Source organism: Flavobacterium circumlabens (genome assembly GCF_004345565.1).
In the GTDB taxonomy this organism is placed as follows: domain Bacteria; phylum Bacteroidota; class Bacteroidia; order Flavobacteriales; family Flavobacteriaceae; genus Flavobacterium; species Flavobacterium circumlabens.
This window is the reverse complement of the sequence record NZ_SLWA01000012.1, coordinates 125,357-139,081: the sequence shown is the minus strand read 5'-3', so window position 1 is coordinate 139,081 and position 13,725 is coordinate 125,357. Positions and strand designations below refer to the sequence as shown.

Genomic DNA, 13,725 nt, shown 5'->3' with positions numbered 1-13,725 from the left:
TTTAATATATAAATAATGAAAAATCATCAAACTCAAGTGCGGGTTCGCTACTCTGAAACAGACCAAATGGGAGTCGTATATCACGGAAATTATGTCCCTTATTTTGAGATAGGACGGGTGGAATGGCTTAGAGATAAAGGGATTTCCTATAAAATCATGGAAGAAAGCGGAATTGGATTGCCAATTGTTTCCATGCAAATTAATTACAAAAAATCGGCACGTTATGATGAACTGTTAACGATTCATACCACTTTCAAAAGTCAATCTTCTGTTAAGATTGAATTCGACTGCGAGATCTATAATGAAGCAGGCGAGTTATTAACAACTGCGGTGTTTATTTTAGTATTTATTTCGTTAAAATCAGGTCGCCCGACTGCCCCTCCGGATTATATTTTGGAGCTATTTAAAACCTTAGTATAATTGTTAAAAATGGAATGGTTTTTATATCAATTTATATGATTTTGATGTCAATTTCAAACATTAAATCAAAAATGCCGAATACTGTTTCGGCATTTTTTTTTCGTGTTTTTATAGTTATTTTGCCAATTGGTAAGCCTGAATTTTCATCAATTTCCATTTCCTGAGAAACGATATCCAGTTTTTTTTCTTTAATAACGCGCATTACCTTATTCATGTTTTTATAATCAAAAGAGATTAAAAACGGAATATCGATTGTTTTTTCGACAATCTCACAAACTTCAAGTGTCATTTGAGCCGTGGTTTTGTAAGCGGTAATCAATCCGCCAACACCCAATTTGACTCCGCCAAAGATCCTGACAACCACAACAAGGATATTAGTTAGTCCAAAAGATTGTATCTGCCCGTAGATTGGAGCGCCTGCGGTGTTGCCGGGTTCCCCGTCATCATTGGCGCGATAAGAAATTTTTGGAGCTACGCCCAATTGATACGCATAACAAAAATGTACGGCGTGCGGATGCTGTTTTTTTAAAGTTTCAACTATGGGTTTTACTTCATCTTCATGTTCTATAAAAAAGGCATAGCCAAAGAATTTACTGCCTTTTTCTTTAAAAAGTACTTCTTCTGATTCAAAAGCTATGGTTTTATAGGTGTCGTTGTATTCCAAAAGTAAATTTTATAAATTATTTTTAATAGCTGGCTAATTAGTTAGCGTAAAAAAAACAGCTAAATATTTTTTTGCCAGAGATTAAAGGATTTGCACAGAGTATTGGCTAAACAAATTAACGATGAACAAAGAATCCTTTTAATCTTTAAATCTGTGGCAAAAATTAAGACTTGCTATAACAGGTGTTTGTCAAACAAGTCCACAACATCTTCTTTTCCTACCTGTAAGTTCCATACTTGGAAACCCAAAGCGGCAGCCGAATCCGTGTTTTCTTTTTTGTCGTCTACAAACAAAGTTCGTTTTGGAGATAACTCATGTTTGTTGATTAAATATTGAAACGCATCAGCATTTGGTTTTCGTTTTCCAATTTCAAATGAAAAATAAACTTTTTCAAAACACTGGTAAAAATCGCTGTAAAAGGAAATGCCGCTTTTGTTTTCGAAAGTTTCAATATGAATGGAATCCGTATTACTCAATAAAAACAATCGGTACTTTTTAGAAAGCATTTGCAGAAATTCTAATCGGTATAACGGAAAATCAGCCAGAACAGCATTCCATGCTTCCAGGATTTCTTCTTTTGAAGCATTCGGAAGTTCTTTTTGGAAACCTTCAATAAAGTCATCGTGCGAAATATCACCCGTTTCAAATAAAAGATTCAGACGGTCCAATTCAGTACTCCATTCTTTCAATCCTAATTTCCGAAATCCTGAAATAGTAGCCTGTTTGTCTAAATTGATAAAGATATCACCAAAGTCAAAAATTATAGTATCAATCATGATTTCTAATTTGTATTAGTTCGTCGTTTTCGATATTGATTTTGCCTGAAATTTTTCCGGATAAAACAGGAGCTTTTGTTCCTTTTCCGAACAAACTCTTTCCTTTGAAAATTCTTGCTTCATCCCAAATATTCTGATCTATAAAAGTTTGCAAAGTCTGCAAGCCACCTTCGATTAGTATAGATTGTATTTGATTTTGATATAAAACGTCCAAAACTTGCGGAATTATATTTTGATTAAAATCAATTACTGCAAAGGTAAGATTTTCTTTTTCGCTGACAATTTCAGATTTTGTAATTACAATCGTTTTAACACTGTTGTCAAAAATAAAACTGTCTTTAGAAATTCGGCTATTCTGATCCAGCACAACCCTAACCGGATTATTGCCGCTCCAATCGCGAACATTCAATTTCGGATTGTCGTCAATAACGGTTTGTGTTCCGACCATAATCGCTTGTTCCTCACTTCTCCATTTGTGTACCAATTGCCTGGAATACGGGTTGGTAATCCAAATCGGTTTTCGGTCCTGCTGTTCTGTTTTTTCAGGTGCTAAAAAACCATCCTCGGTTTTGGCCCATTTGAGGATAATGTAAGGCCGTTTTTTTTGATGAAAAGTAAAAAAGCGTTTGTTGAGTTCGTTGCAATCCTCTTCCAGAACGCCAACGGTAACATTCGCTCCGGCTTCGATAATTTTTTTGATCCCTCTTCCTGCCACTTTTTCATTTGGATCAACAGTTCCGACTACGACATTGGGAATTTTATGTTCAATAATTAAATCACAACACGGCGGTGTTTTTCCAAAATGGCTGCAAGGTTCTAAGCTCACGTAAATAGTTGCCTTTTTTAATAACGCTTTGTCTTTTACAGATCGAATGGCGTTGACCTCCGCATGCGGTTCTCCGGCTTTTTTATGCCAGCCTTCTCCAATAATCCGGCCTTCGTAAACAATTACACTGCCAACCATTGGATTGGGATAGGTTGTTCCAAAGCCATTTTTGGCCAGCTCAATGCAGCGTTTTATGTATTTCTCCTCTATCTTCACCCTGCAAAAGTAGTTATTTTTGAGTTTACCGTCCAGTTAAGAAAACTATCGGAAAAGTATTTTTACTTTTGTAGTTATAAGACGAATAAAGAAAATGGAAAATTGGAGTATCAGAAGAATTGAAAATGAAGACAATCAGGCCGTTGCTAAATTAATAAGAGCTGTTTTTGACGAAATGGAAATTCCGAAAACAGGAACAGCTTATGAGGATCCGTATCTGGATTTAATGTTTGAAGAATATAATAAACCGCAATCTGTTTACCTTGTAGTGGAAAATGAAGGTCGAATTGTGGGTTGTGCCGGAATCGCACCTTTAGAAAATGGATCAGCTGAAATTTGTGAATTGCAAAAAATGTATTTTTTGCCTGAAACCCGCGGTTTGGGAATCGGAAGTGTTATGATGGAAAAATGTTTGCAGCAGGCCAGGGATTTTGGTTTTAAGAAGTGTTATATTGAAACAATGCCCTTTATGCATGCCGCTCAAAAATTATATAAAAAATCAGGTTTTGAATATTTAGATGCCCCGATGGGATGTACCGGGCATAGTTCTTGTCCTGTCTGGATGCTGAAAGATTTACACGATAGAGTGTAACATTTTTTGTTGGTATCGTACTTATTGTAGAATGCATCCGGATTTCGCTCAAAATTAATGCTCAAAAAAACAAAATGAGAATCAAACAATATCGGACTCAGTTTATACAGGAATTATCGCCTTTTTATGATGCATATGAAGCGGAGAGCTTTTTCTATTTAATTTTAGAAAGCAAACACAAACTGCGTCAAATTGACCTGGCACTCAATCATGAGTTAAATTTTAGTATAGCTGATTTAGTGTATTGGAGTTCAATTTTAGAGGAATTAAAAAAAGAAGTTCCAATTCAGTATTTACTGGGGAAAACGAATTTCTACGGAATGGATTTCGAAGTAAACGAAAATGTTTTGATTCCAAGGCCGGAAACGGAAGAATTGGTCGAATGGATTATTAATGAAAATGGAGGAATCGACAAATCCAAACGTTTAAAAATTTTAGATATCGGAACTGGAAGTGGTTGTATCGCAATTTCTCTGGCAAAAAATCTCCCAAATGCGGAAGTTTACGCGATAGATATTTCGAAGAAAGCACTTGAAACAGCCAGAAGAAACGCCATAAATAATAATGTTGAAGTCACTTTTATGTTTAAGAACATTTTAGAACTGGAGAAGCTGGACTTGAATTTTGATATTATTGTATCCAATCCGCCTTATGTCCGGAATTTGGAAAAAGAAGAAATAAAAAAGAATGTGCTGGATTACGAGCCTCATTTGGCGCTTTTTGTGGAAGATAATAATGCATTGATTTTTTACAAAAAAATTGCTGCTTTGGCTCAAAAGAACCTTTTAGAAAACGGACAGTTGTTTTTTGAAATTAATCAATACCTGGGTAAAGAGATGAATAGTTTACTGGAATCAATGAATTTCAGGAATATTGAATTGCGCAGAGATATTTATGACAACGACAGAATGATGAAGGGGAGTCTTTAGTCTCGGTCTCAGTTTTCAGTCTCGGTGAGTATTGAAATAACAATTAACTGCGGCTGAAAACTGCGACTGAAAACTATAAAAAGTTACTCATAGCGTAACGCTTCAATAGGATCCAGTTTCGAAGCTTTGACAGCTGGATATAACCCGGAAACAATGGCAACCATAAAACTTGTTGCAAAAGCGGCAAAAATGGCCATCCACGGAATTACAAAAGCAAAGCCCATTGCTGATGAAAAGGCAAAACCAACTAAAATCCCCAGCACAATTCCTACAAGTCCACCAAGCTGACCAATTAATAATGTTTCGATAAAGAACTGAGTGGCAACTGTTATTCTCTTAGCACCAAGAGCTTTTCGGACTCCAATTTCACGTGTACGTTCTGTAACCGAAACAATCATGATATTCATTAAAGCAATTGATGACCCTAAAATGGTAATGATGCTGATGATCCAGGACGCCCAGCCTAAGTATTTCGTAATTCCAAGAATTCGGTTAATTAAATCATCACTGCGGCCAATACCAAAATTATTGTCACGAACCGGACTTAATTTGCGTACTCTTCGCATAGTACTCGTAGCGTTGTCAACGGCTTCGTCTAAAAGTTCTTTTTTGGAAACCATGACACTCATGGTGTAATTAATATTAGGTGCCGTAAACAAAGAACGCGCTACCTGAATCGGAATTAAAACACGTAAATCCTGACTGTTTCCAAATGTGGATCCTTTTTCTTTTAAAACTCCGATAACTTTAAAACGGGCTCCGCGAATGGAGATTATTTTATCAATCGGATTGATATCTTTCAGTAAACCTTTTTCAAAATCAGATCCTACAATACAGGAATACGTATTGTTCTCAATATCGAACTGATTGAAACTGCGTCCCGAACTAATTTCTAAACCGGAATTGCTTATAAAATGCTCGTCGACCCCTAAAATGCTAATTTCCGGATCTGTTTTCTGATCTGAATATTTTACTTCTGCTTTTGAAGTCGCCGTAAAAGAAAGGGATGTTTCCGAAAAAGGATATTTGTATTTGTTTTTAAAAGCTACAGCCTCAGGATAGGAAATAATCGGATTGATGACTTCACGTTCATTACCTCCACGATTTTTAACCGTGTTTTCATATTGATTAATATTGAAAGTATTGGCCCCCATTGAGGCAAAATTAGTTGAAATGGTATTTTCCAAAGCCGTAACAACCGTCAGGATTCCAACCAAAGCCGTAATTCCGATAGCGATAATTAAAACGGTAAGAATGGTACGTAATAATTGTGTTTTGATGGAACCAAACGCAATCCGGATATTTTCTTTGAATAATTTTAGCATCATGAACAATTTGTCACGAAAATACGTTTTTTGTTACAAGTTTGTTTTCGAACTGGCATTATTTATTTTAAAAAATAAGATATTTGCACTCGATTTAGAATTAGAGAGGGATCTAAAAATCTAAAATTTACAATCTAAAATAATAAACAGAAATGGCTTCAAAACCAACTATACCACAAGGAACAAGAGATTTTTCACCTGCAGAGGTGTCAAAACGTCAATATATTATTCAGGTCATAAAAAATAATTTCGAGAAATTTGGTTTTCAGCCTATCGAAACGCCATCATTCGAAAATTCAGATACCTTAATGGGTAAATACGGTGAAGAAGGGGATCGCCTGATTTTTAAGATTTTGAATTCCGGCAATTTTTTCTTCAATAAAACAAAAATCGAATTGCCTGAATCCCTGGAGCAATTGCAATTGAATTCTGCTGAAACAATTGATCTTAGCCAAAGAATTGAACTGAATAAATTTACCGGAAAAATATCCGAAAAAGCGTTGCGTTACGACCTGACAGTTCCGTTTGCGCGATATGTGGTGCAGCATCAGAATGAAATTGAGTTTCCTTTTAAAAGATATCAGATTCAACCGGTATGGAGAGCCGACCGTCCGCAGAAAGGCCGTTACAGAGAGTTTTTTCAGTGTGATGCCGATGTTGTCGGTTCAAAGTCTTTATGGCAGGAAGTAGAACTGGTTCAGTTGTATGATACCGTTTTTACCGCTTTAGGCCTGGAAGGTGTTACCATAAAAATCAATAACAGAAAAATATTATCCGGAATCGCGGAAGTAATTGGAGCTTCGGATAAATTAATCGATTTTACCGTCGCTTTAGATAAGCTGGATAAAATCGGTGAAGACGGTGTGAAAAAAGAAATGATCGAAAAAGGTATTTCTGAGGAAGCACTAGTAAAAGTACAGCCGCTTTTTAGCTTCAGCGGGACTTTTGCAGATAAAATCAATCAGCTTTCTGCATTACTGGCTTCATCAGAAGAAGGAATGAAAGGAGTGGAAGAATTGAAGTTTATATGTGACAATGTGGCTACTTTAGGATTGTCAACCGCAACTTTGGATCTTGATGTGACGCTGGCCCGTGGATTAAATTATTATACCGGAGCCATTTTTGAAGTGGCAGCACCTAAAACAGTTTCGATTGGTTCTATCGGCGGTGGTGGAAGATACGATGACTTAACCGGTATTTTTGGTTTGAAAAACATGAGTGGTGTTGGAATTTCCTTCGGATTAGATCGTATTTACCTGGTTTTGGAAGAACTTCAATTGTTCCCGGAAACCGTTGCGGCAACTTCTAAAGCGTTGTTTGTCAATTATGGTGATGCGGAAGCTTTGTATGCTTCACAGGCGATTCAGAAACTGAGAAAAGAAAATATAAAAGTAGAATTGTATCCTGACAATGTAAAAGTCGGGAAACAGTTTCAATATGCAGATAAACGTTTGATTCCTTTTGCAGTTATTGCAGGCGATCAGGAAATTGCGGCTAATTTGTACTCGCTTAAAAATCTGGTTTCAGGCGAACAAATTTCAGTTGATTTTGAAGGATTGAAAAATGCTTTGCTGGCCTAGTTGGACGAAACTAACCGCAAGGAACGCTAAGGTTTCGCAAAGTCCTCAATCCTGATAGCTATCGGGATTGTTTTGATTAAAGAAGCCAAATTTTATAAAGCTTTGGAGATGATTGCCTTAATGAATTATTGGCATTCAATCTGTTTAAATCTTTTTAATTCTGCCCTAAATAATTGCTGGGGAAGAAAAAATACTTTTAATTTGCGGCCAAGTTACGGGCGTAGTTCAAGGGTAGAATAGCGGTCTCCAAAACCGTTGATGGGGGTTCGAATCCCTCCGCCCGTGCAATTTTTTTACCGCAAAGAACGCAAAGATTTTTATCTAAGAATACTTTTAAAAACATAAAGTTCGCAAAGCTAAATCAACAGGAAGCTTTGCGAGCTTTTTTATAAAAGCGAAAAGTAAAAAACTTAGCGTTCTTTGCGGTAAAATTTTTTTTTTCTCAAAAAGCATAAAAAAAAGCTTCGTCTGAAAATAGGCGAAGCTTTTTTTAATATAAGGTAAACTTGAATTAATAATTATTTATGAAGCCGAGGCCAACCCTTAAATTCAATTTTGATAGTAATACTATAGTTCCAATTTGGAATCCAAATATAGTTCAAACTAAAACGTAATAGTCTTAAAATTATACTAAATTTTCCAGCGCTGTTTTTTAGTTTTTTAAAGGACTGCATTTTAATAAAGTGACAATTTGACATTTTAAAACATTTGGCAGTACTTTTGCAATCCAACACAAAGAATAAAAAATGAAGTTTAAAAATATTTTTAAAAATAAAAGTAATATGACTACGGAAAATACAGAGTTCGATCAGGAATTAGATGATGTAACGTTAGAGAACAATGCCAACGGTGAGCAGTTAATTGTTGAAGAATTAAGTGTTGAAGAGCAATTGGCTCAGGACTTGGCAAAAGAAAAAGATAAGTTCTTGAGATTATTTGCCGAATTTGAAAATTACAAAAAAAGAACTTCAAAAGAACGAATTGATTTATTTAAAACAGCCAACCAAGAAGTTTTGCTGGCAATGCTTCCTGTTTTGGATGATTTTGACAGAGCTATTGTAGAAATCAATAAGTCTGATGACGAAATCTTATTAAAAGGAGTAGAGTTAATTCATGACAAACTGAAAAGTACTTTAGTAGCTAAAGGTTTAGAGCAGGTTGAAGTTAGAGCAGGTGATGCTTTTAATGCTGATTTTGCGGAAGCCATTACGCAAATCCCTGCACCTTCTGATAAGCTGAAAGGTAAAATTGTTGATGTTATCGAAAAAGGATACAAATTAGGAGACAAAATTATTCGTTTTCCTAAAGTGGTTATCGGAAACTAAGAAATGCAAACAGAAGTTTCAAATACTAATTGTAAAATTGGAATCTGGAATTTATCCCGATCGCTATCGGGGTGGAATTTAACCTAAATTATGAAAAAAGATTTTTACGAAATACTTGGCATTTCAAAAAATGCTGACGCTGCCGAAATTAAAAAAGCATATCGAAAAAGTGCATTGAAATATCACCCTGATAAAAATCCGGGCGACAAAGAGGCAGAAGAAAACTTTAAACTGGCGGCAGAAGCCTATGAAGTTTTAAGTGATCCGAACAAAAAAGCGAAATACGATCAATACGGACATCAGGCATTTGATGGTTCCGGAGGATTTGGCGGTGGTCATGGTGGTATGAATATGGATGACATTTTCAGCCAGTTTGGTGATATTTTTGGAGGTGGATTTGGTGGATTCAGCGGAGGCGGAGGCGGCCCTCGTCGTGCTAAAGGAAGTAATCTTAGAATTAAAGTGAAATTGACTTTAGAAGAGATTGCAAATGGTGTTGAGAAAAAAGTAAAAGTAAAACGTAAGGTTCAGGCCAAAGGCGTTACCTATAAAACGTGTTCGACCTGTAATGGTCAGGGGCAGGTAATGCGTGTGACCAACACTATTTTAGGAAGAATGCAGTCTGCGTCAACTTGTCCTACTTGTGGAGGTTCCGGTCAGATTTTAGATAAAAGACCATCCGAAGCAGATGCACAGGGAATGGTGCAGGAAGACGAAACCGTTTCAATCAAAATTCCTGCAGGTGTTGTAGACGGAATGCAGCTTAAAGTTTCCAACAAAGGAAACGATGCTCCGGGGAACAGTATTCCGGGAGATTTAATTGTTGCGATTGAAGAATTAGAGCACGAATTCCTGAAACGTGAAGGTGAGAATGTTCACTTTGACTTATATATCAGTTTTCCTGAAGCGGTTCTTGGAGTTTCCAAAGATATTGAAGCAATCAACGGAAAAGTTCGTATTAAACTGGAAGAAGGTATCCAATCCGGAAAAATTTTAAGATTAAAAGGAAAAGGTATTCCAAGTATAAACGGTTACGGAAGTGGTGATTTACTGGTTCACGTAAATGTGTGGACACCAAAAACGTTGAACAAAGAGCAAAAACAATTTTTTGAAAATGCTTTAAATGACGAACACTTTGTTCCAAATCCTGAAAAATCAGAAAAATCATTTTTTGAAAAAGTAAAAGATATGTTTTCATAACGACACTTTTTTTTCAAAATGTTTAAATACATATAAAACCCATCCCAATGTAAATATTAGGATGGGTTTTTTGCGTATTAATACGCAGATTCGCTTCGAATTATTTACTTTTACACACGAAGACCACAAAAGATCTAATTGACGCAGAAAATCCTGAAAACAGCATGAGCAACTTACTCGAAGTACATAAAGTCGTAAAACAATACGGTGATTATGTAGCGCTTAACGAAGTTTCATTAAATGTGCCTAAAGGCAGTATTTACGGACTATTAGGTCCTAATGGAGCTGGAAAAACATCTCTTATCCGAATCATCAACCAAATTACACTGCCCGATAGTGGTGAAGTCATTCTGGACGGAGAAAGACTGCAGCCCAAACACGTACAGACTATTGGTTATCTTCCCGAAGAAAGAGGTTTGTATACTTCCATGAAAGTGGGGGAGCAATGTTTGTACCTCGCCCAAATGAAAGGACTTTCTAAAGCCGAAGCCAAAATACAATTGGAATACTGGTTTGACCGCTTAGGAATTCAGGGCTGGTGGAACAAAAAGATTCAGGAGCTTTCGAAAGGAATGGCACAGAAAATTCAATTTGTGGTTTGTGTACTTCATAAACCTAAATTGCTGATTTTTGATGAACCCTTTTCAGGTTTTGACCCTGTTAATGCCAATGTGATTAAGGATGAAATTTTAGCTTTGAAAGAGCAGGGCGCCACCATTATTTTCTCAACGCATCGAATGGAAAGTGTTGAAGAACTTTGTGATCATATTGCTTTAATTCATAAATCAAATAAGTTAATCGAAGGGAAATTGGTCGATGTTAAGCGTCAGTTTAAAACAAACAGTTTCGAAGTTGGAATACTGACGAGCAATGTCGAAGGCCTGATGTATGATATTACACAGAAATTTACCGTTTCGCCGGCAAGTTTTAAATCATTAAATGATGATCTAAAACTCGATATTCAAATAGGAAATGCGACGCCAAATGAATTATTACATCTGCTGACACAACGCGGGCAAGTGACGCATTTTGTAGAGAAAATTCCAAGCGTAAACGATATTTTTATTCAAACAGTAATGGAATAGATCTTTAGATCGTTAGACTTCTTAGATTTTTAGACTAAATCCAGGAAGCAAAAAATCTAACAATCTAAGAAGTCTAAAAATCTAACTAATCTAAAAAATGAGCATCATTTCATTAATTATAAAAAGAGAATTTATTGCCAAAGTCCGCAATAAATCTTTTGTTGTCATGACTTTTTTAAGTCCGATATTGTTTGTGGCAATAGCCGGTTTTATTGGTTATCTGAGTTCAATGAAAGCCGAAACCAAACGAATTGCAATTCATGATGAAACAGGTTTATTTGCAGGCGATTTTGTAAAACAGAACAAGAAAGATGGCGAATATAAATATCTGAATTTATCTGAAATAGAGGTAAAAGCACTGAAAGACAGTATCACCAAAGAAAATTTCAATGGTTTAATTATTATCCCTAAAACCGATAATTTTAAAGAGCTGGAAAACAGGATCGACTATATTTCCAATAACAGTCCGAGTATTTCTTTTATAGAAAACACACAGGATGTCATCGCATCAAAAATCACAAAAATTAATCTGGAGCATGCTAAACTGGATACTTTAGCCATTCAGAAAGCACAGGCAGAAGTCAATATTCATCTGGCGAAATCTTCCGGAGAAGAAAGTCTGAAAGGTCTGAACGAAATAAAAATCGGAATCGGAGGCGCATTCGGATATTTGATTATGATGTTTATTATCATTTATGGAAATATGGTGATGCGAAGTGTCATCGAAGAAAAAACAAACAGGATCATCGAAATCATAATTTCGTCCGTAAAGCCCTTTCAGTTAATGATTGGTAAAATCGTTGGAACTTCACTGGCAGGATTATTACAATTTATGATCTGGGCGATTATTGGACTGGGATTAATGTTTGCCGCTTCTGCGTTTTTTGGCGTAAATGTCGTACCAACCGCCAGAATTTCACCCGAACTAATGCATTCTGCACAACAGGAATTATCAGGACCGGCGCAAATGTATATTGCCGAATTATGGAATTTACCAATTGCCAGTATATTAATTGGTTTTGTGGTTTATTTTATCGGAGGTTATTTTTTATACAGTTCATTTTATGCCGCCATTGGAGCTGCTGTTGACAATCAGACCGATTCTCAACAATTTCTTTTGCCTATTATCATGCCGCTTATTTTGAGTGTTTACATCGGTTTTTTCACTGTCGTGAACGATCCGCACGGAACTATAGCAGTAGTATTTTCAATGATTCCGCTAACCTCACCAATTGTAATGCTGATGCGACTTCCGTTTGGAGTGCCGTGGTGGCAAATTGCGATTTCGGTATCATTATTGTTTGCTACCTTTTTCCTTGTAGTCTGGTTTGCCGCAAAAATTTACCGTGTCGGTATCTTAATTTACGGCAAGAAACCAACCTGGAAGGAATTATACAGATGGCTTAAATATTAATTTTTTTAAAGCTGCTAAGGTTCTGAGGTACTAAGTCGCTAAGTTAGCTTCTTTTTAAAAAAAACTCAGAACCTTAGCAACTCAGAACCTTAGAACCTCAAAAAGAAATGAGTAAAATACTAATTATAGAAGACGAAGCAGCGATCAGAAGAGTTTTGGTGAAGATTTTATCAGAAGAAAACGATACATATCAGGTAGAGGAAGCCGAAGATGGTGTTGCGGGTCTTGAAAAAATAAAAAACAACGACTACGATTTGGTTTTGTGTGATATCAAAATGCCAAAGATGGATGGAGTTGATGTTTTGGAAGAAACCAAAAAAATAAAACCGGAAATTCCGATGGTTATGATTTCAGGTCACGGCGATATGGAAACGGCGATTCATACCATGCGTCTGGGGGCTTTTGATTATATTTCAAAACCACCGGATTTAAACCGTTTATTAAATACGGTTCGTAATGCCTTAGATAAAAAACAACTTGTAGTTGAGAATAAAATCCTGAAGAAAAAAGTCAGTAAGAATTATGAAATGGTGGGGGAAAGCGAGGCAATCAGTCATATTAAAGTAATGATTGATAAGGTAGCGCCAACCGAAGCCAGAGTTTTAATTACAGGTCCAAACGGAACAGGAAAAGAATTAGTAGCACATCAGTTACATGAAAAAAGTGAACGTGCTAATTTTCCTTTGATTGAAGTAAACTGTGCGGCGATTCCAAGTGAGCTCATCGAAAGTGAATTGTTCGGACATGTAAAAGGTGCTTTTACATCGGCAGTGAAAGATCGTGCCGGAAAGTTTGAAGCAGCAGATAAAGGAACTATTTTCTTAGATGAAATTGGCGATATGAGTCTTTCGGCACAAGCCAAGGTTTTAAGGGCTCTTCAGGAAAGTATGATTACCAGAGTCGGAGCCGAAAAAGATATAAAAGTAGATGTCCGCGTGGTTGCAGCAACCAATAAAGATTTAAAAACAGAAATTGCCGAAGGTCGTTTCCGTGAAGATTTATACCACAGACTGGCTGTGATTTTAATTAAAGTTCCCCCATTAAATGAAAGACGTGAAGATATTCCGGCCTTGATTACGCATTTTACAGAGAAAATCGCATCGGAGCAGGGGAATGCTGTCAAAGTGTTTTCTGTGCAGGCCATACAATTATTACAGGAATATGACTGGACAGGAAATATTCGTGAGCTTCGAAATGTAATCGAAAGACTGATTATCCTGGGCGGAAACGAAATCTCAGAAACGGACGTAAAAATGTTTGCCACAAAATAGAAAAAGGGCAATATGCTTTAGGCTATAAGCCATAAGCCAGAAAGTGAAAAAAAATAAAGTAATTGCATGGGGCCTACAGCTTATAGCTTAAAGCCTATAGCA

Annotated in this window: 13 protein-coding genes and 1 tRNA gene; 10 read left to right on the top strand and 4 right to left on the bottom strand. The window is 36.3% G+C overall.

The annotated features are described in order from the left end of the window. The first annotated feature begins 15 nt into the window (after positions 1-15). The gene (locus tag EV142_RS22280) at positions 16-420 is read left to right on the top strand and encodes an acyl-CoA thioesterase (RefSeq protein ID WP_132038107.1); all 405 of its coding nucleotides are present in this window, start codon (positions 16-18) and stop codon (positions 418-420) included. Positions 421-451: 31 nt separating this feature from the next. On the opposite strand, the gene EV142_RS22275 is transcribed toward EV142_RS22280, so the two are convergent. The 3 genes from EV142_RS22275 to ribD all read right to left on the bottom strand — a co-directional run bounded on the left by EV142_RS22275 (position 452) and on the right by ribD (position 2,902). Then, positions 452-1,084, bottom strand: coding sequence for an IMPACT family protein (locus EV142_RS22275; RefSeq protein ID WP_132038106.1), 633 nt, complete (start codon positions 1,082-1,084; stop codon positions 452-454). Positions 1,085-1,257: 173 nt separating this feature from the next. Then, on the bottom strand, positions 1,258-1,860 hold the full coding sequence (locus EV142_RS22270) for an HAD family hydrolase (RefSeq protein WP_132038105.1): 603 nt from the start codon (positions 1,858-1,860) through the stop codon (positions 1,258-1,260). Then, entirely contained in the window at positions 1,853-2,902 is a 1,050-nt protein-coding gene (gene ribD / locus EV142_RS22265) for a bifunctional diaminohydroxyphosphoribosylaminopyrimidine deaminase/5-amino-6-(5-phosphoribosylamino)uracil reductase RibD (protein ID WP_132038104.1), read from the bottom strand. The genes EV142_RS22270 and ribD overlap by 8 nt, the downstream gene beginning before the upstream one ends. 94 nt (positions 2,903-2,996) lie before the next feature. Here ribD and EV142_RS22260 point away from each other — a divergent pair, with 94 nt between their 5' ends. Together EV142_RS22260 and prmC are read left to right on the top strand one after the other, a co-directional pair. Then, positions 2,997-3,494, top strand: a complete 498-nt coding sequence (locus EV142_RS22260) for a GNAT family N-acetyltransferase (RefSeq protein ID WP_132038103.1) — start codon at positions 2,997-2,999, stop codon at positions 3,492-3,494. Positions 3,495-3,568: 74 nt separating this feature from the next. After that, complete coding sequence (gene prmC, locus EV142_RS22255) at positions 3,569-4,423, top strand: peptide chain release factor N(5)-glutamine methyltransferase (RefSeq protein WP_132038102.1); 855 nt, start codon at positions 3,569-3,571, stop codon at positions 4,421-4,423. An 83-nt stretch (positions 4,424-4,506) separates the two neighbouring features. Here prmC and EV142_RS22250 read toward each other — a convergent pair whose 3' ends face one another. Further along, complete coding sequence (locus tag EV142_RS22250; protein WP_132038101.1) at positions 4,507-5,751, bottom strand: ABC transporter permease; 1,245 nt, start codon at positions 5,749-5,751, stop codon at positions 4,507-4,509. A gap of 149 nt (positions 5,752-5,900) precedes the next feature. On the opposite strand from EV142_RS22250, the gene hisS reads away from it, so the two are divergent. From hisS to EV142_RS22215, 7 genes are all read left to right on the top strand, one after another. After that, positions 5,901-7,328 (top strand): histidine--tRNA ligase, encoded by a 1,428-nt coding sequence (gene hisS / locus EV142_RS22245; RefSeq protein WP_132038100.1) that lies wholly within the window; start codon positions 5,901-5,903, stop codon positions 7,326-7,328. A gap of 214 nt (positions 7,329-7,542) precedes the next feature. Continuing rightward, positions 7,543-7,613, top strand: a tRNA-Trp gene (locus tag EV142_RS22240). Positions 7,614-8,074: 461 nt separating this feature from the next. After that, positions 8,075-8,653, top strand: a complete 579-nt coding sequence (locus EV142_RS22235) for a nucleotide exchange factor GrpE (protein ID WP_132038099.1) — start codon at positions 8,075-8,077, stop codon at positions 8,651-8,653. A 90-nt stretch (positions 8,654-8,743) separates the two neighbouring features. Then, positions 8,744-9,853, top strand: coding sequence for a molecular chaperone DnaJ (gene dnaJ / locus EV142_RS22230; RefSeq protein ID WP_132038098.1), 1,110 nt, complete (start codon positions 8,744-8,746; stop codon positions 9,851-9,853). A 164-nt stretch (positions 9,854-10,017) separates the two neighbouring features. After that, positions 10,018-10,938: an ABC transporter ATP-binding protein gene (locus EV142_RS22225; protein WP_132038097.1), complete on the top strand. Its 921-nt coding sequence runs from the start codon at positions 10,018-10,020 to the stop codon at positions 10,936-10,938. A 97-nt stretch (positions 10,939-11,035) separates the two neighbouring features. Continuing rightward, the gene (locus tag EV142_RS22220; protein ID WP_132038096.1) at positions 11,036-12,352 is read left to right on the top strand and encodes an ABC transporter permease; all 1,317 of its coding nucleotides are present in this window, start codon (positions 11,036-11,038) and stop codon (positions 12,350-12,352) included. A gap of 107 nt (positions 12,353-12,459) precedes the next feature. Further along, positions 12,460-13,623, top strand: a complete 1,164-nt coding sequence (locus tag EV142_RS22215; RefSeq protein ID WP_132038095.1) for a sigma-54-dependent transcriptional regulator — start codon at positions 12,460-12,462, stop codon at positions 13,621-13,623. Positions 13,624-13,725: the final 102 nt, after the last annotated feature.

Bases quoted from the DNA above. Each gene is read 5' to 3' on its own strand.
- EV142_RS22220 (WP_132038096.1), top strand. From the start codon at position 11,036: ATGAGCATCATTTCATTAATTATAAAAAGAGAATTTATTGCCAAAGTC.
- EV142_RS22250 (WP_132038101.1), bottom strand. From the start codon at position 5,751: ATGATGCTAAAATTATTCAAAGAAAATATCCGGATTGCGTTTGGTTCC.
- prmC (WP_132038102.1), top strand. From the start codon at position 3,569: ATGAGAATCAAACAATATCGGACTCAGTTTATACAGGAATTATCGCCT.
- EV142_RS22270 (WP_132038105.1), bottom strand. From the start codon at position 1,860: ATGATTGATACTATAATTTTTGACTTTGGTGATATCTTTATCAATTTA.
- EV142_RS22225 (WP_132038097.1), top strand. From the start codon at position 10,018: ATGAGCAACTTACTCGAAGTACATAAAGTCGTAAAACAATACGGTGAT.
- hisS (WP_132038100.1), top strand. From the start codon at position 5,901: ATGGCTTCAAAACCAACTATACCACAAGGAACAAGAGATTTTTCACCT.
- EV142_RS22235 (WP_132038099.1), top strand. From the start codon at position 8,075: ATGAAGTTTAAAAATATTTTTAAAAATAAAAGTAATATGACTACGGAA.
- EV142_RS22215 (WP_132038095.1), top strand. From the start codon at position 12,460: ATGAGTAAAATACTAATTATAGAAGACGAAGCAGCGATCAGAAGAGTT.
- EV142_RS22260 (WP_132038103.1), top strand. From the start codon at position 2,997: ATGGAAAATTGGAGTATCAGAAGAATTGAAAATGAAGACAATCAGGCC.
- dnaJ (WP_132038098.1), top strand. From the start codon at position 8,744: ATGAAAAAAGATTTTTACGAAATACTTGGCATTTCAAAAAATGCTGAC.
- EV142_RS22280 (WP_132038107.1), top strand. From the start codon at position 16: ATGAAAAATCATCAAACTCAAGTGCGGGTTCGCTACTCTGAAACAGAC.